At 32.0% G+C, this 18,328-nt stretch carries 24 protein-coding genes; 20 read left to right on the top strand and 4 right to left on the bottom strand.

The features are described 5' to 3' along the window. Positions 1 to 310: 310 nt before the first annotated feature. From HT586_RS00285 to HT586_RS00250, 8 genes are all read left to right on the top strand, one after another. Entirely contained in the window at positions 311 to 1,828 is a 1,518-nt protein-coding gene (locus HT586_RS00285; RefSeq protein WP_203545941.1) for a hypothetical protein, read from the top strand. Between the two features lie 261 nt (positions 1,829 to 2,089). Continuing rightward, entirely contained in the window at positions 2,090 to 2,335 is a 246-nt protein-coding gene (gene ssb / locus HT586_RS00280) for a cassette chromosome ssDNA-binding protein (RefSeq protein WP_203545940.1), read from the top strand. A gap of 512 nt (positions 2,336 to 2,847) precedes the next feature. Further along, positions 2,848 to 3,210 (top strand): hypothetical protein, encoded by a 363-nt coding sequence (locus tag HT586_RS00275; protein ID WP_203545939.1) that lies wholly within the window; start codon positions 2,848 to 2,850, stop codon positions 3,208 to 3,210. 27 nt (positions 3,211 to 3,237) lie between these two features. After that, on the top strand, positions 3,238 to 4,485 hold the full coding sequence (locus tag HT586_RS00270; RefSeq protein WP_203545938.1) for a DNA polymerase: 1,248 nt from the start codon (positions 3,238 to 3,240) through the stop codon (positions 4,483 to 4,485). After that, a complete protein-coding gene (locus tag HT586_RS00265; protein ID WP_203545937.1) occupies positions 4,472 to 5,095 on the top strand; it encodes a hypothetical protein in 624 nt (207 codons plus the stop codon). Before HT586_RS00270 ends, HT586_RS00265 begins: the two co-directional genes overlap by 14 nt. A 12-nt stretch (positions 5,096 to 5,107) precedes the next feature. Next, complete coding sequence (locus HT586_RS00260) at positions 5,108 to 6,655, top strand: DNA primase family protein (RefSeq protein WP_203545936.1); 1,548 nt, start codon at positions 5,108 to 5,110, stop codon at positions 6,653 to 6,655. 213 nt (positions 6,656 to 6,868) lie between these two features. Continuing rightward, positions 6,869 to 8,236, top strand: a complete 1,368-nt coding sequence (locus HT586_RS00255) for a recombinase family protein (protein ID WP_203545935.1) — start codon at positions 6,869 to 6,871, stop codon at positions 8,234 to 8,236. A gap of 2 nt (positions 8,237 to 8,238) precedes the next feature. Continuing rightward, positions 8,239 to 9,864 carry a recombinase family protein gene (locus tag HT586_RS00250; protein ID WP_203545934.1) on the top strand — a complete coding sequence of 542 codons (1,626 nt, stop codon included), beginning with the start codon at positions 8,239 to 8,241 and terminating at the stop codon, positions 9,862 to 9,864. A gap of 116 nt (positions 9,865 to 9,980) precedes the next feature. Here HT586_RS00250 and HT586_RS00245 read toward each other — a convergent pair whose 3' ends face one another. After that, positions 9,981 to 10,175, bottom strand: coding sequence for a hypothetical protein (locus tag HT586_RS00245; protein ID WP_203545933.1), 195 nt, complete (start codon positions 10,173 to 10,175; stop codon positions 9,981 to 9,983). Positions 10,176 to 10,650: 475 nt separating this feature from the next. Between HT586_RS00245 and HT586_RS00240 the strand changes: the two genes are divergently transcribed. The 12 genes from HT586_RS00240 to HT586_RS00185 all read left to right on the top strand — a co-directional run bounded on the left by HT586_RS00240 (position 10,651) and on the right by HT586_RS00185 (position 15,816). Further along, positions 10,651 to 11,010 carry an SAUGI family uracil-DNA glycosylase inhibitor gene (locus HT586_RS00240; protein ID WP_203545932.1) on the top strand — a complete coding sequence of 120 codons (360 nt, stop codon included), beginning with the start codon at positions 10,651 to 10,653 and terminating at the stop codon, positions 11,008 to 11,010. Positions 11,011 to 11,072: 62 nt separating this feature from the next. Beyond that, entirely contained in the window at positions 11,073 to 11,399 is a 327-nt protein-coding gene (locus tag HT586_RS00235) for a DUF960 family protein (protein WP_203545931.1), read from the top strand. Positions 11,400 to 11,417: 18 nt separating this feature from the next. Continuing rightward, positions 11,418 to 11,921 carry a DUF1643 domain-containing protein gene (locus tag HT586_RS00230; protein WP_203545930.1) on the top strand — a complete coding sequence of 168 codons (504 nt, stop codon included), beginning with the start codon at positions 11,418 to 11,420 and terminating at the stop codon, positions 11,919 to 11,921. 21 nt (positions 11,922 to 11,942) lie between these two features. Then, positions 11,943 to 12,386, top strand: coding sequence for a JAB domain-containing protein (locus HT586_RS00225; protein ID WP_203545929.1), 444 nt, complete (start codon positions 11,943 to 11,945; stop codon positions 12,384 to 12,386). 166 nt (positions 12,387 to 12,552) lie between these two features. Beyond that, positions 12,553 to 13,449, top strand: a complete 897-nt coding sequence (locus HT586_RS00220) for an HTH domain-containing protein (RefSeq protein WP_203545928.1) — start codon at positions 12,553 to 12,555, stop codon at positions 13,447 to 13,449. A 5-nt stretch (positions 13,450 to 13,454) separates the two neighbouring features. Next, positions 13,455 to 13,937, top strand: coding sequence for a hypothetical protein (locus HT586_RS00215; RefSeq protein WP_203545927.1), 483 nt, complete (start codon positions 13,455 to 13,457; stop codon positions 13,935 to 13,937). Further along, the gene (locus tag HT586_RS00210; RefSeq protein ID WP_203545926.1) at positions 13,912 to 14,160 is read left to right on the top strand and encodes a hypothetical protein; all 249 of its coding nucleotides are present in this window, start codon (positions 13,912 to 13,914) and stop codon (positions 14,158 to 14,160) included. Before HT586_RS00215 ends, HT586_RS00210 begins: the two co-directional genes overlap by 26 nt. A gap of 7 nt (positions 14,161 to 14,167) precedes the next feature. Then, complete coding sequence (locus HT586_RS00205) at positions 14,168 to 14,350, top strand: hypothetical protein (RefSeq protein ID WP_203545925.1); 183 nt, start codon at positions 14,168 to 14,170, stop codon at positions 14,348 to 14,350. Continuing rightward, positions 14,322 to 14,825, top strand: coding sequence for a hypothetical protein (locus HT586_RS00200; RefSeq protein ID WP_203545924.1), 504 nt, complete (start codon positions 14,322 to 14,324; stop codon positions 14,823 to 14,825). The genes HT586_RS00205 and HT586_RS00200 overlap by 29 nt, the downstream gene beginning before the upstream one ends. A gap of 11 nt (positions 14,826 to 14,836) precedes the next feature. Then, positions 14,837 to 15,178, top strand: a complete 342-nt coding sequence (locus HT586_RS00195; protein ID WP_203545923.1) for a hypothetical protein — start codon at positions 14,837 to 14,839, stop codon at positions 15,176 to 15,178. Positions 15,179 to 15,181: 3 nt separating this feature from the next. Further along, positions 15,182 to 15,361, top strand: a complete 180-nt coding sequence (locus HT586_RS00190) for a hypothetical protein (protein WP_203545922.1) — start codon at positions 15,182 to 15,184, stop codon at positions 15,359 to 15,361. Positions 15,362 to 15,501: 140 nt separating this feature from the next. Next, positions 15,502 to 15,816: a DUF960 domain-containing protein gene (locus HT586_RS00185; protein WP_133353677.1), complete on the top strand. Its 315-nt coding sequence runs from the start codon at positions 15,502 to 15,504 to the stop codon at positions 15,814 to 15,816. Positions 15,817 to 15,818: 2 nt separating this feature from the next. Here the strand turns inward: HT586_RS00185 and HT586_RS00180 are convergent, their stop codons facing one another. From HT586_RS00180 to HT586_RS00170, 3 genes are read right to left on the bottom strand one after another with little or no spacing between them, the layout of a single operon-like run. Next, a complete protein-coding gene (locus tag HT586_RS00180; RefSeq protein WP_203545921.1) occupies positions 15,819 to 16,577 on the bottom strand; it encodes a hypothetical protein in 759 nt (252 codons plus the stop codon). Continuing rightward, positions 16,564 to 17,241 (bottom strand): hypothetical protein, encoded by a 678-nt coding sequence (locus HT586_RS00175; RefSeq protein WP_203545920.1) that lies wholly within the window; start codon positions 17,239 to 17,241, stop codon positions 16,564 to 16,566. The genes HT586_RS00180 and HT586_RS00175 overlap by 14 nt, the downstream gene beginning before the upstream one ends. Continuing rightward, a complete protein-coding gene (locus HT586_RS00170) occupies positions 17,226 to 18,320 on the bottom strand; it encodes a nucleotidyltransferase domain-containing protein (RefSeq protein ID WP_203545919.1) in 1,095 nt (364 codons plus the stop codon). Before HT586_RS00170 ends, HT586_RS00175 begins: the two co-directional genes overlap by 16 nt. Between the last annotated feature and the right edge of the window lie 8 nt (positions 18,321 to 18,328).

Raw genomic sequence — 18,328 nt, 5'->3', positions numbered from 1 at the left:
AAGCAGTCTATCTCATCACAGATAAAAGCAATGGTAAGTTATACGTTGGTTCAGCAACGAGTATGAGCAAGATGTTACTTACAAGATGGTCTAACTATGTAGCTAATGGTCATGGTGGTAATAAAGAGCTTGTAACGTTAGTTGAAGAAAGGGGCTTTGATTATGTTAAGGTAAATTTTCAATATAAAGTGCTTGAGAACTACAATGGCAAGGTCGATGATAAGTTAGTACTTCAAAGGGAGTCGTACTCGGAGGAAGCTTTGCAAAGTCGACAGTTTGGATATAATTCGAATTAAGGAGGAAACATTTAATGGTAGTAGTAAAATATGAAGGATCATTAGAGACCTTGTCTTTTTTTTCTGATGCAATAAATAATGTATTAAATCAACTTAAAGACAATGATGAAATTCTTCTTACTCATCAGTATACATTTGATGATAATAATAGCATTTTTATTGATTTGACGGATTTCATTATGATTAAAGACACAACAAACTTTAGGACTGCATATAGTTATCTTGTAAACACAATTACCAACACATTGTTCAAATATATAATAGAGAATTATAAACTTAAAAGTTCTATTGATAATGATGAATTCACATATCAACTTTCAGAAGGTCAAGATTTGTATAATTACTTATCAAACAGTATAAAAAAAGAAATATCAATGACCAAGAATTCTGAAAATTCAGAAAAAATTTATAATTTAGCAGTGTCAGATAATTTCATAAATGAGGATGAAAATTCCGAAGAAAACTTTATTAAAGGTAGTATTTATCCTAACAATGACTTTAAAAATTTTAAGAAAAATGAAATATTAGAAAAAACAGAGGAAATCACTTCTCATCTAGAAGTTCCAAATGGAGAAATAAAATCAAATATAAAGATTCTAAGTAGAACTAAATCAGTGAATACACAAGATTTTAAACCATACTTTAAGAGTTTAGGGTATTTACACAATTTGAATGCACAAGATTATTCAAACCATAGATTCAGTGTCACTGATATTGTAGAAAGTTATTCACGTACTATACAAAAGAAAAACTTATTATCAGAAGGCGATTATCGCGTACTAAGATTAGACTCTCATTCAGAAATAACTGACTTCTTGAGAAAAAAGACTAAAAACAAAGGGAAAGGACAAAAGTCATATACTTTAGTAGAGGTCATTTCTATAGTTGCCCATTTTTATTTAGTAAAAGAACATAAAGAAGACTTAAAGAACAATGCATACTATCGACTTGTGTGTTCTAATCATAAATATTCATTAAGTGATGTTCTTGCACATAACTATTTGAAAAGCAATATTAGTCCGTATAGTTTGTTTGATTTCATGTGCAACAACAAAAATAAGAGTACCCTCAACAATGATCGCAGCAAACTAAATCAATTTATTATTGATTTAGTTGCAAATTATATGATTATTAAACATAAAGGAAGTACTATCATAAATTCAAATGATGTTTTCGCATATAAAACCTTAGATTGTTACTTTAATATAAGCTTCACATATTTACTCGAATTCTATAGTAATAAGTTACAGTTACTAACTTTAAAATTGATAGAAGCTCATAATAAAAATGACGATTATAAAAACTATCAGTCCCCTTCACTCGATATTGTATTAAATTTATTAGATAAAATAATAGCCAAAGTTAAACATTTAACAAAAAATAGTTTAAAAACATCAATAGATATCTCCTCTAATTCAGTTATGGAGACACTACAAAGCTTCTATAACTTAAATAATCTTGATAATTTAAATCATTCTTATTTAATGACAAATCACTTCTCTATCTATCCAAATAGAGCTTCTTTAAACTAAATACCTAATTATTCTTAAGTACGATGCTTAAATTAAGTATCGTATTTTTTTTTAGTTTTTTTTTGGAAATTTTTATTAAAGCTGAGCCCTCTGTATCATAGTCATTAGCAAAATTATATGTAACTAAAGGATGACTTGAGAAAGTCTTGAGAAAGCCTTTAGAACACTGTTTTACGACAATATATAAAAAATATATATAAAACATATAAAAAGTATCACTTTACTTTACAATCTAATTACCTAAGAAAGGGGGGCATTCAGATGTTCTTTCACAAATCAAATCAACAAAAAAAGTTGTACAAAGCAGTAGTTGCACAAGCTTTTAGACAACCTAAAGGTAAAGCATTTACTTACAACGATTTAGTTGTAAAAACGGGTTTAACTAGCATATCAACAAATGACCAACGTGAAGTTGGTAGAAGATTTGCTTATTTGGTAAAGCATGCAAACCTTCCATTTGCAATTATTGATTCTCAACAAAAGCCAATACTGTATCTAAGATTATGATATCCATTTCCCAATTCTCTGTTCCTCTTGTCTGTACTTTGAAAATTGAATATGAACTGTTATCTTGCTAAATCATCTGTATATGGTATCTGAAGAAATTAGTCGTAACTATTTACTTTCGTGCAAAATCGATTTGACGAGAGTTAGTCAAATGGTTAAAGCATTGGAAGTCTTAGAATATGACTCCTTCTGGTCTGTTCTTGATGGACTGAACAGCATTATGATTTGCATTGACTTTGATTGGTCGGATTATCAATTACATGTTACAACATCGAAATCAGTCAACTTTGCTTAGACGTAGTATATCAACACTATAAAGTTCAGATTAATAGACTTAATACCCTATATTTGTGATAAACATGAGGTAATAAATTTTGGTTATTCGAAAATTTAAGCGCGTTCAAAGATTTATATTTATTAATCAGGTCAGTTTCAGTGTTTTACAACTTCAATTCTTACTTAAAAGAGTAAGTAGTACGATTCAAACAATTTTCAGAAAAGGATGATTAAATTTGCGAAATTATTTATGGAAAGATGATAAATTCACCGTTGTAACGGGACTTAGTAAGGTTGAGTTCGGTGAAAGTACGGAAATAGTGGAAATTAATTTTACTGCAAAAAGAGAAATGTCAGTAAAAGCTTACGATTTAGTGAAAGACATGATTGATTATGTCGATAAATTACCTAGAGATACACATTTTTTCTTAGATGATGTGCTATGTGCTACATGTGTAGAAGCGTATGCTGAGGCTTATGATGAGTACGTATCTGAGATACTTGATGCTTTTTACTTATATATGATGGCCAATTTAAATTGTGAGTTTGTTAGTAACCCAAGTGAATTGGTTGAGGCGGATCTCTTCTACAAATATTAATTTTCATTACAACAAGGAGTATCTCTTATGATTCAAAATATTTTATTGGTACCTACTAGCATTAGGGATGATGACTTAAAAGGTCATCTCCCGGCGTTATTAAATGCGAATAAAGCGTTTCATTTACTATATGTATTAGAACAGTCGTTTTGTAGCGAAGTGTTATCAACACTTACTGAAAGTTGTGTTTATATCGATTTCAAATGGTTGATAGACCAACATCATGAATATCACCAATTCTTAGACACATTACAAGTTCAAATTCCATCGTTAACACACTGCGATCACGTGGATTTAAAAAGACAAATTTTGAAGTTGTTAGAAGAAGATGGTTTAGAGGTAACTACTGATTTACATTTATTAAAACAGTACAGTACTCAGCATCATCTTTATATGCAGCTTTATCAACTGATTAAGAAGCAAAACTTCTATAAGCAGTGGGTTATGAAACTACAACCGTATAAGACTGAGGATTCAAAAAGGCTTAGATTACACGGTACTTGGCGTTCAAGCACCTCTTATACAGGTAGAATCACAGCTTCCAAAGTAAACTTAACGGCACTGCCAAATGCGATGAAGCCTTATATTGTACCTTCATCTCAAGCATCGACAATATGGTCAGTCGACTTTAACAATGCTGAACTTCGTTGCGTAGCTTATTTGTCGCAGGACAAACAGCTACTTGATGATTTAACGAACGATATTGATGTTCATTCTGTTATAGGTTCAATGATCGGTATGGTTATTAATCAAGCAATACCGAACAATGATTTACGTAAAACAGCAAAAACGTTCATATTTGCAATGTTATATGGTGCAGGTGATACAACGTTGTGCAATATCCTTGTGAAGAACGGCGTTTGTGCAACTGTATATGATGTCAAACGACTGAAACAGTTCATTTACGAAAGGTACAATTTTTTAAAAACGTACTTTGAGCAAACTGTGAAAAGGGAATGGGTGGATACATTTTATGGTCCTATCTACCCTTTAGTCCCTATGTCAGAACCACAAAAGAAAAATTTTGCATTTCAATCAATGATTGCATCAGCTTTAAAGTTACTTGCGATTACTTGCGTTAGACAGAATCTGGAAGTTATCAATTTAATACATGATGAAGTTTGGGTCCAAGTGCCTAATTCGAATGAAGCACTATGGCAAGAACAATTAAAAAAACAATTCACAAAAATAATATTAAAAGAGCATCCTAGTTTCCCTATTAACGGGTTTTTAAAGGTGGACAAATTGGAGGATAAATATAATGCACAACAATAAAAAATTTAACAACAACTTTATCAAAAATCCGGTACCATACGGTACAGTATATTTTAAAATAAATCAGGCTGTTTCAAATACCATCGACACTAGTAATGGTGTGGCCGATGTTTTTAATTTACACATTACACTTACTAATATTCAAACTGGTGAAACTAAAGTTTTAAAAAGCTACAACTTGTTCGTGAGTGACCAGTCGCACTCGGTATTTGCCCAATTCTTATATGAATTTTTAGAAAAGATTAACGACGATGGTTTCTCATCAGCTAGTGAATTGATTGGTATCACAGGGGAAGTGAATTATTTCCAAAATAAGCATGGGTATGATGACTTAAATAATTGGAATTTTAACATTCCCTCAGCAACTGCTCAGAAACAACTGCTGCAACACATTGCCAACAATACAAGTTTACCAATGAAAAAACCGAAGAATCCATATAATCCATTCGAACAGCAATCACAACTTCAAACAAATAGCGTGCAGTATGATGCATCTGATCAAGATGAGTTTCCAAATTACATGGGATCAAACGCCTACAATCCAACGTTTGATACGGATGCAAATATTCCAGAAAATCCATACATTCCGTACGAAGATGACTTGTACTAAGGAGGAATAATAATGATTTTTATTGACAATAAAACTAATTTAAGTTTAATTCGTGATTATGTAAATACTGATAGCGCATATGACATGATACAAACAGAGGTCGACCTGACCTCTGTACTTGCATCATACTCACCATCGGTAGCTAGTGGAGTATTTAAAAATAATTGCTTCCCAATTGAAGTTTTTATCCCTTTCATGCTATCTAAAGGAAAAAATACAAATGCACAACCAATCAGAACGGAGATTAAGTCTATTTTGATTCGTAAACTGACTTATCATTCTAAAAATGATGGATCGCTCAAGGTTAATACGACTGCAACTGCAAATTTCGTACGCAAGCTGTTTAGAATATGCCTCATTCAGCAAACAAACAAACTGCTCATCTATAACACGGCTAGAGGATATTGGCACGAATATTTAACAATTTTAGAACGCTTCATTTATGAGTTAGTATCGACGACTCTAAACCTTAAATGGACTATAGCATTGCAAGATGCTGTATTACGAGAAGTTAATAAAAAAGTTCCAATTGTTAATAATAACGATTTAAATGTTAAAGGATTTCCTTTCAGGAATGTTACTTTGGATTACACAACAAACAAAATAGTGGATCATAATCCAAAACATTATTCAACGATACATTCTGATGTCACGTATGATCCAAATGCTAAATGTCCGGTATTTATGGGAAATATGAATATTTGGTTTGCTGGTGACCCTCAAACACAACTTTTTGTACAAGAATGGTTTGGATACGTATTGTCCGGTAGTTTTAAAGCGAACGCTTTCTTACTTGTCTACAGTGAAGGTGGAGAAGGTAAGTCTACTCTGTTTGGTATTCTTGAAAAGCTTATTGGAGGTGTGAATACCACGTCCACTCCTCTAAGCAATTTAAACACTCAATTTGGTTTAGAGCCGTTAGTAGGAAAAAAGCTTAATTTATCTACTGAAAATAGTAATGGTGCTTTTGATACAGCAAAATTAAAAGCAATTACAGCCGGGGAAAAAATTACAGTTAATCGTAAGAATATACCCGAATGTGAGATGGTTTTACCCATCAAAATGATTTATTTATTAAATGATCTACCAACTATTACTGATAAGAGCGTTGGTTTTGCAAGGAGATTAATCATATTGCCTTTTCTAAACAAGATCCCCGTCTCTAAACAAGACAAAAATCTATCAAAAAAACTTAACTATGAAATGAGCGGCATACTTAACTGGGCACTGAATGGTTTAAATCGATTAGAAAATAATGGATATAATTTCACCATTTCATCTTCAATGCAAAAAATTAGAAATAGATATCTTTCTGAAGAAGATGTAATGACTAAGTTTATCAAATCAAAAATACAAGTATGTCCTGGAAATTCTGAGTACTGCAGCGATGTGATTGATAGTTTCGAAAGTTGGACTATGCTACATGGATATACAGTTGCTTTCACCTCTCAAAAATCGTTCTGGAAAGCTTTCGAACCTATCGCATTAACTTTAGGAATTCCGTATGATAGATACAGAAAAAGCGGGTATTCGGCTTTAAAAGGAATCAAAATAGTTTAGTGATATTAGTGCATATAGGGCATATTTTTAAATTGGATAAGCGAAAGTGAGGACCCCAAAATATGGATGAATTGATTGAATTAATTACGTCACTCGTTCTCGAAGAACTGGAACGTGACTAACACCCTAGCCTAACGACAATTATTCGTTAGGCTTTAATTTAATCGTTTAAATCCATTTCAAGAATATATTATCACTTCGGAGGTGTTTAAAGTGAAGGTACTCGCATACACACGCGTAAGTACAACAAAACAACAATCTTTAGAAGCACAGAAAGATGCAATTATTCAAATGGCAGTACGTGAAGGTATATCTGTTGATGATATAGGCTTCTACTCGGATACAGGTTCAGGCAGCAATGATAAACGAACACAGTATCAAACAATGTTAAGACAACTACAGGATGATTCCGAAGTAAAGACCGTACTGGTTTACCGACTAAACCGCATCGGAAGAAACTTAAAACATACGCTAGAATTCCTAGATGTATGTCAAAATAAGCGTATTAAAGTCATAAGCGTTTCGGATGGTATCTTTGATTTGTCGAAAGCCTTCGATCGATTCAAATTACAGGTTATCTCAGCACTTGCTGAAATGGAATTAGATAACATATCTACATTTGTGAGGAACGGTAACTTACAAAAAGTTCGTGAGGGACAGATGATCAGTACAAATGCCCCCTTCGGCTATATTTATAAAGATGGAAGATACATCATCCATGAAGATGAAGCTAAGACAGTTAAGTTCATTTACGAGCGTTACATTCAAGGTAAAGGATACAAAGCAATCAGCAAAGAATTGCAACAAAACGGTACCTTAATACCAGAATATCAAGTGCGTAATATATTGCTTAACCCGTCCTACACAGGTGTGATGAAGACACCTTACGGAATTGAATTAAACGGGTTATATAGACCAATTATCAGCCAAACCACATTTAAAGAAGCGACTAGCATAAGAAATCGTAAAAGAATAGCAACGCATCAGACAAAAAGTCAGTTAAAGAAGTTCTTAAAGTGTCCATGTTGTGGAAGTACATTGACTACTCATCAGGTTAAACGAAACGATAAGACACATTACTACTATGTATGCAGAAATCATAAGAAAACTTCAATGAATTATTGTCCATTCGTATCTATTAACGGTAGGGATATCGAGGATAATGTACTACAAACCATTCAAAGTTTCCTAGTGAGCGAAAAAACTTATAAGCCCATTAAGCAGGCAATTGAACGCATACGTAAAGAACAAATTAAAATGCAGTCGAGTAGTGAACGGTTAAGAACAAAGCTTGTTGAACAGCTAGCAGAGGGTAAAATCAGTGCAGTTGATTTTGCTCAACAGGTTAATCACAAAACAAAAAATATCAAAACAATTCCTAATATCGATAACACTAAGTTAACGCCTATCTTAAATAAAGTGAGTAAAAGTTTAACACTCGAAGAAATTAAACCATATATTGATCAGATCGTTATAAGCGAACAAAGAGAACTTAAAGCGGTTTATATAAAAGATTATCCTATAAATTTAGTAGCAGTAACGCAGGACAACAGTAATGAAAATTTGAAAATGGAGGTATAATCATGAATAAAAAAGCAGCAATCTACGCAAGGGTATCAACAGTATCTCAAGCTGAAGAGGGTTTTAGTATTGATGGACAGATCGCATTATTAAAAGATATATGTGCTAAAAATAAATACGACGTCTATGATATTTATGTCGATAGAGGTATTAGTGGTAAGAATATGAATCGACCGGCACTTGTACAAATGAATGAAGATGCGAGAAACGGAATGTTCGATGTCATTATGGTTTATAAAGCAAACCGTTTGGCACGTAACACGTCAGATTTATTAAAAATGGTTGAAGAATACCAAAAGTATAATATCGAATTCATTAGTCACACGGAAAAATTCGACACTACAAATGCTGCTGGCAAACTAATGTTACAAATAATGGCGAGTATGGCAGAATATGAACGTAACCAAATCGTAGAGAACGTGATCTTAGGGCAATCAAAGAGAGCAAGAAATGGTTATTATAACGGGAATAATCTGCTAGGTTATAACAAAATACCTAACGATAAGAAGCACTTATCAGTCAATGAATCAGAAGCTGAAATTGTTAGACGGATATTCAATGAATATGCTAATGGTAAAGGTTATCGTGCAATTGCGAATGGTCTGAACAAAGATGGTCTTAGAACAAAGAAAGGTAATCCGTTCGATATTGCTGGTGTGAAGTACATCCTTAATAATGTATTTTATATCGGTCAAATCAAGTTCCAACAGTACATCGGGTGGAATGAGAAGAGACGTAAAGGGTATAACCCTAATCCTATTATCGCTGAAGGTAAGCACGAACCAATCATTGAAAAAGATCTGTGGAATAAGGTTCATCGCCGTATGTCTGAAATGAGCAAGAAGCCTCAAGTTCATGGCAAAGGGACAAATGTATTAACTGGCTTGATCCGATGCCCCGTCTGCGGCCATGCACATGCTGCAGCCAATACCGTCAACACGATAAAGGGTGAGAAGAAAAAGATTCGTTATTACTCATGTAGTCAATTTAAAAATAAAGGTGCGTCTGTCTGTTCAGCAAATTCAGTACGAGCTGATCTTATAGAACCTTACGTCATGAATAGAATCGTCGAAGTAATTAACAATGATAAAATTCTTGAAAAAGTAGTTGAGAAAGCAAATGAAAGACTCCGAGAACAACCCGTCCAGATAGATCGTAACATCAACATCAAAAAAGCTGAACTGGATGAATTACAAACAAAGCTCAATAACTTAACTGTAGCGTTAGCATCTTCGCCTGACTTAGCTCCCGTACTTAAAGATAGTATCAATGAATATCAGGATAACATCACTAAAATCGAAAACGAAATACTACTACTCACTGAAAAGCTTAAAAGTGAGCATATCCCCACTATATCAGTTGATGAAGTTAAGGCAGCACTGAAAGATATTTTCAAAGACGTAGAACGTTTGGAAAAGCATCAACTTAAAGCTCTATATTTATCAGTCATTGAAGAAATTCACTTCCGTAAGCACAAAGAACCTGGAAAGAAATATGAATTCTTTATAACACTCAAGATCACACCGGAAGTCTTAAAAGAAGTATTCAATGATAAACAACCAGAGGAAGCGCCACTCAGCGCTTCCTCTTTATTTTTGTCTAATAACATACTATACCTAGAGATATGAACTGTTCCCGTTATCCCGTAAATATTTTTATATACATTACTAATTACAGCAATACAGTAATACAATTAATTAATAATTCGTTTTATATCTGAAATACTACGGGAACACGGGAAAGCTTACTTACTCAATGATTTTGTAATGTAATACTCAGTCACCAAAGCATCCTTGCACTCCATAAGCTTTGGTAATGCTTCATAGAAATCCTTAGACTCTTTAAGTGCCTTATAACACAGAAACATATTGATCTTAATTTGCTTTTCACTTAAAACATTAGAGTTGAAGATTTCTTCCATTAACGATTCTTGTTGCATTTCCACACGCTCCTCTTAATGTAATATGAATACAATTCGATTATACAATTTCAATTTAACTCATAGTGTAAAATTTCCATTAATTATTTATTAAAATATTAAATTATGTATTTCCCGTAATCCCGTAAATATTTTTGAATATATTATTAATAAGCCCGATTTCATTATAAAATTTAAATGATACTTAACTTTATACTCGGAAAAATACGGGAAAACGGGAACTGAATTATGTAGAAAAAATAGCAGGATAAATGAGACGCACTTGCGTATCACAACGTCCAACTATTAAAAAACCGTATCGTTTTTGAGACGATAAATTCAACTCTATACTCATCAAAATTACCCTCTTTTATTTATGTACTCCCCCACTTCATTCCAATATCACTTTACAGCAACCGTAATTAATTCTCTTTTGAATATATATTATATATCCGATGTACCATACACATCGAATATAGACAGGGAGGAATTAATCATGAGTTTATCAGAACAGCTATGTAAGTTTGTAGAAAGGCGCTTTAAGTATCTAACTGATATCTGGTATTTTGAACATGTAGAAACAACTTTAGGTGAAATATTAGATAGTAAGGATTTATCTGGAGATCTTAGTGCAGATAAGGAAGTTGATACCTTTACCTATTTTTCTATGACATTAGATGATGAACATGTTTATCCATTTATCGTACAAGATGACAAACAGATCATCGCAATGGGTTATATCGAAGAGGAAGAGTTGAAATTAATCTATTTAACAGACGGAAAAAGTATTTTTGTTGATGAATTACATCTTCTCGATACTAACAAGGAGTGTGTTCAAAATGAAACAGTGGGTTAAGTTTGCACAAGTCACTATCGTTGTAATCAATGAAATTATCAGCAAGTTTGGAGATGATCGTAATGAGTAAATATCAGACGTATATCACACGTGGGATTGATGAACATATTCCTAGCAGTATCATTAACATCATATGGTCGCTCGTGCTAAAAAGAGAAGAAGAAGCGGAAAAATATAATGAAACACCAGATTACTTAAGTATCTTTCACATCAGAAAAACAGATAAAGATAATATCATTTGCATTAAGCATCTCCAGGAGCAACCACCATATTCTAATACCTATAAATTCATATCGAATGAAGTTTTCACAAGACAAAAGGTCTACGTTATCCGAGAAGATACCGTAGACCTTAAATATTTTGTAATGTTACTACCGGATGAATACTAATAATAAAGGAGCTTAACTATGTTTACTAAGATAACAAATACTCTTACAACAAATGCTGTATTCAGCGAAGATGGAAATCATAGATATCTACTCACAAAGTCCTGGGATACCAACCAGAAAACATGCACTATTATCACTAAGTTCCCTGCAAATGAGGGAACCTTATATCTTGATCTCACTACATTTCTAACGCTTAATCAGCTTTCAAAGCTTGGGTACGGGACGATTCATATGGTTAACCTATACTCGAATATCAAATCTCCACATAACAAGAAACACTTAGAAGATGGCTACGACAAACACACTGACATACACCTCATGGATGCTGCAAAGGAATCAGATACAATCATTATCGCCTATGGTTCTTATGGTAAGAATCCTAAAGTAATCCCTCGTGCAGATGAAGTGATGAAGATGTTGAAACCACATCAAAAGAAAATCAAACATCTTATCAACCCTACTAATTCAGAAGATATTCACCCACTTAACCCCATCGCAAGACATGAATGGGTCCTAAAATAATATATAAAGGAATGAAATATAATGACAAAAAAGAAAATTAACATTGTGTCTCTTCAAATGATAAAAGAAAAGGTAATGTGGTACTCCGAAAGAAAAATCAAATCACCAGAAGATGCTTATCATATTCTAAAGAAGTTTGCTGGCGATTCAGATCGTGAACAGATGATAATGATTGCTCTCAATACTAAAAATGAACCCACCCACATTCAAACTATATCTATCGGCTCATTAAATGCATCTGTTGTACATCCCAGAGAAGTATTTAAAACAGCGATTCTAAGCAATTCGGCAAATATTATACTTGGACATAATCATCCTTCAGGTAATACAGAACCTAGCTATGAGGATATAAATATAACAAAACAACTTACACAAGCAGGTGATTTATTAGGTATTACTGTCCTGGATCATATTATTTTCACAGATTGTGAATTTATTTCACTTAAAGAAAGTGGACATATTTAAGACGGTTAGACATATATTGTCTATCCGTTTTATTTTTTTGCTTTGTTATATACGAAATTGCATTAAATCAAGCAATTATCATCTGTAAAATATTTATATTTTTTATAAAGGTTTGACGTATCGTGTCTATGTCATTTTCTATAATTAAACCATTGGATGGAGGGTGGTGATTAAGACGTTGAATCGAGCACAAAGACTGTTAATTCTATATAACCGATTGATAAAGAATAGATATATTAACAAAGAAGAAATAGCGTATGAATTTGGTGTAAATCCTAGAACGGTACAAAGAGATATAGATGAAATCAGAACTTATCTAAGTGACTCAAATGAACATTTATACAGGCAGGAAATTATCTATAACCATTCATTGAATGCATATAGTATTTCTAATCATCAATCTCATAGAGACAGTTATCCGTTACGAATGATTTTGACAAAACTATATTCCCTTTCGCCAGTTATGCATGAAAAAATTTACGATACGCTTAAGACTATTATCACCGAAAATTATAACCACGATATGAATGAACTTGTACGTTTATTAAAACAATTTACAGTCATTGATTCAGAATCAGACTATAAGATCATTAGTCAAATTCAAAACGCTATTTTACAGAAGAACACAATCAACATCGTAACTATCCATGATGTTATAACAAACACTACACCTTTAGAAATTTACTATAAACACTCTGACTTTTTTCTTGCTTACATAAATAAAAGAGAAGAAACATCTATTAGAATATCTAGCATACAATCTATTCAGGTTGAAAAAAGACAGGATAAACACGAAGACAATATATCAACGTTTGAAATGACAAAAGAAGTTTGGCATACATTGAAGGATATTTATGACGTAAGTCTCATAGAGTCCATAACAGATACGACAATCATTGTTTCTTTCAATATGACTCGTAAGAATGTATTTGAAGTACTTCTAATGCATAGTCCACATATTAGATTAGTTAACAGTCATTACTCAAATGATTTCTACAGTCACCTTCTACGTCTTAATCAAGTCTACTTCACACAAAAAATACATAAAGATGATACGGAGTGATTGTAATGAAAATAACTAATCAAAAAGATTTAGATAAAGCTAAAAAAGCAGCGATGCGTATTGTTAAACAAAGGGCTACAACGAGTGGCGCTATTGCTGCCGTTCCTGTTCCAGGAGTTGATGTAGCTGCTGACATCGGCTTGATAATGGAAGTTGTTGATAAGATTAATAAAAAATTTGGACTGTCCAATGATCAAATTGATGATCTGGATGCTGCGGAAAAACAAAAGATACTTGTAATCGTTACATCAGTTGGAAATCAGTTCATTGGAAAGAATCTTACAAAAGAATTAGTAATGAAAGTACTTAAAACGATGGGTTTCAAAAAACTTCGTGATAAGCAAATAGCTAAATTTGTGCCGGTTATCGGAGCTGTTGTTTCTGGTGGTATCAGTTATAGTGCTATGTATGCTTTAGGTAAAAGACATGTCGATGAATGCTATATGGTATGTCAGGAGATGATTGAATCTGAAAAAGCAGATACTTAATATCAAAAATATGTTCTTAAAGAAGAAAGAGTTTGGATTATCATCTGACGTAGTTAATATCGACCGAAAGTTAAAACAGTCTACAGACAAACAGTTAATTCAACTGTATAACAAATATTCTGGTTCAGAAAATCATTATACAAAGATGATTACAGTAAGACACCTTTTAGAAGAAAGAAACTATCGTTTAAATGAATACGACAATCAATGGATAAAGGAGTAATAGTATTATGAATGAAAAAATCAAAGGTTTTTCAAAATCGGCTGGAAATGTCGGAAAGAAAGTAGCTAAAACCACAGGTAAAGGTGCTGTTAAGACAGCTAAATTTACTGGAAAAGTTGCTGTAGGAGCAGCAATACTACTTGGAAAAGAGATCTTAGAAGATGCTAAGAAATATCAAAATAATAAATAATGATAAAGGTAATGTAAAGCATTATACAAAGTTAAAAATATTAATAATACTCTTATTATTGTTGTTGGTAACTATAATATTTAATTCATGTGGCAGTAAGAAGATTGATATACATGAAGAGGACACAATTGTTATAGACGACTATAGAGTACAATTTTTAGGTGTCAGCAGATTCCAAGACGTTATCTACGTTACCGTAAATATCTACAGACCAAAAGATCATGAAGTTATCTTTGATCCAGATGAAGACTTTGCATTATTAGACCGTGGTAAACCATTAGAACTTTTCAACATTAACGGGCAAGAAATAGAAGCAGATAAATATGCGGTTCGTGGTGACATGGATCATCACTGGTCATTTGAATATAAGTTTGATGACTTTCCGGAAGAACTCACATTCCAAATCAAAGATAAGAAGTTTTTGAAAGATAAAATATACGAATATAAAATCTCGAATCGAGAACTAAGTTACTAGGAGGAAATAGTATGGCAAATTATAAGAAGAACATACAAGAAAAAATTAAAGAAGCTAAGTTAGACGAAAAAGCAAAAGTATATGTTGCTAAATCAAAGCAATATGCTGAAGATAAGGATCTAAAGAATAATGCGTCAGGATTATTCGGAAAGTTTATTGAAGGACTAAAACGACTAGATACGATTCCAGTGCTCGCACTTACATTGGTGATGATGATATTGATATGGATTCCAATGATGTACGGAAGTATGACAATGAGCCTATTAACAGGACAAGATGGTATGAGTAATAAAGAGCTAAATGCACTTCAGCAACGATTAGATGAACGTTATGAAAGACAATTGGGGGAATAGTCAATGGCAGCTAAAATTATTAAGATATTATTATTGCAGTTTTTATGTGTATTCATCGTTATACAAGTTGGATTAGCTTTAGATGGTATTTCATACCTATCTATCCTATTTTGGTCGTTCTTGTTGTTTACAATTACTTATGTAGGATTTCTTGCACCTCGTTGGAAAAGAAAAAACAAATAACTAACAGAATGGACTTAGCTTTTAGTAGTTAAGTCCATTTCACTTATTTTTTTTTGTTTTTTACATCAATTTAAGAGTATTAATATAATATAATATAATATTGGTACTCTCAAAATAAACTTATATCGAAAGGATTTGCTATGAAAAAATTTACTACTAAAACCATAAATCACTTGGTTCCTAAAAATGTACAAAGTACCCTTTTCTCTTTAGTAGAAAAAAGAGAGATAGAATATTCAAGGTTATTTAATAAGAAGCCCGACTATTTATCAGTTTTCTCTCTTAAAATACTACCAAATGAAATTAAAATTATTTTTACTCAAGAAGACCCAGAGTTTAATCAAATCATGACTATTAAAAATTCAGAATACTTCGCGATAGATAAGATATACATTTTTAGAGACGATAAAAGTGATGACTCTTTTTTAACAATGCTCACACCTGAAGAATATTAAAATTAATTTTTATTTAAATACTTATCTCTAATTTTATACCAATCATTATTCAAAGTATAAACATGCTTCAAAAATAATCTGTTACTCAAACCATATTTATTCTCACTCATCGTACTTTCATAATCTATGATTATACTCATTATATTTCTAATATTTTCATTAATCGATTGTTTTTTATGTATCTCATTTGCAATAATACTGCACTGCTCATAAATTCTTTCTACTGAATTCTTAGTGTTACGAAGTACAATTATCCTTTTTAAAATCATATTAGAAAATACTAATGTCACTACTGCTGCATTAATTGAATTCAATCCATTTAAGAATATGGAATACATTAATACACTAACAGGAATTATTAATAACAGTAACGTTTCTTCAATCATTTTTTTTAATATTTTTTGACTGAAGAATACACTTTCATAGACATTCCAAAATAACCTTTCTAAACCGGGTTCTATTTGTTCATTGTCATAATATCTTACTTGAGATTCTTCAGGGTTATAACTTTGATTAAATGCATCGTCTAACAGTATATCCCTTCTAGTTTTTGTACCATTGTCATAAATTTTATCTTTTCTATATTCTAAACAGAAAATAATGATTATTAAACATATACTAACTATAACCATGTGACGGCTATGAATGAACTCTTGTATGATCGCAAGTAAAGCCATGATGGTATACATTATCGATGCAATCAATTCATAGGTTTTAGAAATATTAAAATCTCTATCTTGAGGGGTTCTATTTCTTCCCATTACTTACCTCCGACTCTAAATTATAGATTATAATCACGTCATATAGAAATTCGCTTAATGAAACATCATTACTCACTATTTCTATTAAGTATCTTCCATGACAATCGCGCATTTTCAAACCGCTTCCACACAAACATTCAATATGACCCCGATATTTTCTATCCCAAATCATACAGGCTATTTTAAAGAAAATATCTTCATTGACATCCCATTTCTCAAGATAATATTCTAAAATACCCTTCCTACCATGCGATCTCTCACCAAATGGATACTGTTTATAACGTTCAAACCATTCTAAGGAATAAAAGAATGAATGGAAAAACTTATTTATAAAATCCAAAACAGTGGGATTTAATCTTAAAAATGACTTAATCTCTGATAAAGTAGCTAAACAAATGCTACCATTTGGATTTACATGTTCCATATCAGATGGAATATCTTCAACGAATAACCTAATATCTGAGTGAGGAAAATCTTTATAGATATGTATCACGATATCTTTGGAATTTGAATACCTAGTGCCATCGTAAGATACATCATAATTATATTGGCCTTTTAAAATAAATTTTTCTTTATCCTCACTTAGTATTAAATTAGGTTGGTGAACCATTAATTCATCAATTTGTTGATGTAAATTTGTAATGATATTTATTCTTCCCTCCATGGTTTAATTTCACTAACATCATTTTCATTAGTATTAATATCTGAACTTACAGGGACATGCAACTCATTACGAATTTCTTGTTCAAACTTTCTAGTTTCAATATTTAATAAATATTTTTCAATATGATTTAACCAATCAGCTATTGATTCATGGTGTTTGCGAGTCCAGTCATAATTTATCACTTCAGAACTATCTATGGGATTTATTATATTAATCCCATGCATAATTGGAATTGTACCTTTCTTATATCTATTAATAAAATTATTAATTATCTCATCCACACTTAAGTTATCTTCATGCTCAACAGCACTAGCAACTAGTGATGTTAATAAAAAGGTAGAAGGTTTATAACGTTGATTGGTTTTACGCTCAAAATAAACATCACGAATTCTTTTTAATAGCTGAACCGCTCTCTGTAAACTAGATCGATAAAGATATTTTGGTATTTCTTCTGCTGAAGTATACAAATCTCTTAATTCGTAAAATAATCTATCTCTTTGTTGAATTATCTGTGATTCATTCATATGATTATTACTTATTTGTCTAAACCAATCACCAAAACCTATAGGATTACTTTGCTTCCATTCATATCTACCTTCTGAAATTCTTTCTGTGATAGAAATAGACTTCTGATTTATTGTTGCTTCATTATATTTATCGTATACAGAATAGTCGTTAACCACTGATGGGACAATGTCTAATGTGAAACCAACATCACTTACATTGGCATACTCTAAAGTCCAACAATGCGTATCTTCTTCTTTTAGTTTATCGCTGTATAATCCACTTTCTTTTAATAACCCACCTACATCATTTTTAGTTTGCTTTGGAGTAGTATCAAACTTTTCTTTGTCAACCATACTAATAACGTCTAAATCATAAATTTTATCCTTACCATCTTTATATGGTCTTACAACTGTACCTAACAAAAATGAACCTTGAGGATAAAAACTACAGTTTAATCCTTGCTCTTCTAGGTATTTCGATATACTTTCATATCTATCATGAGCGTTCTTTTCCATAGTTGGTGAAATATCAATACTTGCTAAAATCTTTTCAATAATTTCGTTTTTAGTCATTATCATCA

The organism is Macrococcoides bohemicum, from assembly GCF_016865215.1.
Lineage (GTDB): Bacteria > Bacillota > Bacilli > Staphylococcales > Staphylococcaceae > Macrococcoides > Macrococcoides bohemicum.
The sequence above is the reverse complement of the archived record's forward strand: the minus strand, read 5'-3'. Positions and strand labels throughout refer to the sequence as shown.

What these genes read in the sequence shown, in the direction of transcription:
- HT586_RS00265 (WP_203545937.1), top strand. Translation starts at nt 4,472, where the DNA reads ATGCACAACAATAAAAAATTTAACAACAACTTTATCAAAAATCCGGTA.
- HT586_RS00180 (WP_203545921.1), bottom strand. Translation starts at nt 16,577, where the DNA reads ATGGGAAGAAATAGAACCCCTCAAGATAGAGATTTTAATATTTCTAAA.
- HT586_RS00260 (WP_203545936.1), top strand. Translation starts at nt 5,108, where the DNA reads ATGATTTTTATTGACAATAAAACTAATTTAAGTTTAATTCGTGATTAT.
- HT586_RS00230 (WP_203545930.1), top strand. Translation starts at nt 11,418, where the DNA reads ATGTTTACTAAGATAACAAATACTCTTACAACAAATGCTGTATTCAGC.
- HT586_RS00240 (WP_203545932.1), top strand. Translation starts at nt 10,651, where the DNA reads ATGAGTTTATCAGAACAGCTATGTAAGTTTGTAGAAAGGCGCTTTAAG.
- HT586_RS00190 (WP_203545922.1), top strand. Translation starts at nt 15,182, where the DNA reads ATGGCAGCTAAAATTATTAAGATATTATTATTGCAGTTTTTATGTGTA.
- HT586_RS00205 (WP_203545925.1), top strand. Translation starts at nt 14,168, where the DNA reads ATGAATGAAAAAATCAAAGGTTTTTCAAAATCGGCTGGAAATGTCGGA.
- HT586_RS00185 (WP_133353677.1), top strand. Translation starts at nt 15,502, where the DNA reads ATGAAAAAATTTACTACTAAAACCATAAATCACTTGGTTCCTAAAAAT.
- HT586_RS00200 (WP_203545924.1), top strand. Translation starts at nt 14,322, where the DNA reads ATGCTAAGAAATATCAAAATAATAAATAATGATAAAGGTAATGTAAAG.
- ssb (WP_203545940.1), top strand. Translation starts at nt 2,090, where the DNA reads ATGTTCTTTCACAAATCAAATCAACAAAAAAAGTTGTACAAAGCAGTA.
- HT586_RS00235 (WP_203545931.1), top strand. Translation starts at nt 11,073, where the DNA reads ATGAGTAAATATCAGACGTATATCACACGTGGGATTGATGAACATATT.
- HT586_RS00250 (WP_203545934.1), top strand. Translation starts at nt 8,239, where the DNA reads ATGAATAAAAAAGCAGCAATCTACGCAAGGGTATCAACAGTATCTCAA.
- HT586_RS00195 (WP_203545923.1), top strand. Translation starts at nt 14,837, where the DNA reads ATGGCAAATTATAAGAAGAACATACAAGAAAAAATTAAAGAAGCTAAG.
- HT586_RS00245 (WP_203545933.1), bottom strand. Translation starts at nt 10,175, where the DNA reads ATGCAACAAGAATCGTTAATGGAAGAAATCTTCAACTCTAATGTTTTA.
- HT586_RS00175 (WP_203545920.1), bottom strand. Translation starts at nt 17,241, where the DNA reads ATGGAGGGAAGAATAAATATCATTACAAATTTACATCAACAAATTGAT.
- HT586_RS00225 (WP_203545929.1), top strand. Translation starts at nt 11,943, where the DNA reads ATGACAAAAAAGAAAATTAACATTGTGTCTCTTCAAATGATAAAAGAA.
- HT586_RS00215 (WP_203545927.1), top strand. Translation starts at nt 13,455, where the DNA reads ATGAAAATAACTAATCAAAAAGATTTAGATAAAGCTAAAAAAGCAGCG.
- HT586_RS00285 (WP_203545941.1), top strand. Translation starts at nt 311, where the DNA reads ATGGTAGTAGTAAAATATGAAGGATCATTAGAGACCTTGTCTTTTTTT.
- HT586_RS00170 (WP_203545919.1), bottom strand. Translation starts at nt 18,320, where the DNA reads ATGACTAAAAACGAAATTATTGAAAAGATTTTAGCAAGTATTGATATT.
- HT586_RS00270 (WP_203545938.1), top strand. Translation starts at nt 3,238, where the DNA reads ATGATTCAAAATATTTTATTGGTACCTACTAGCATTAGGGATGATGAC.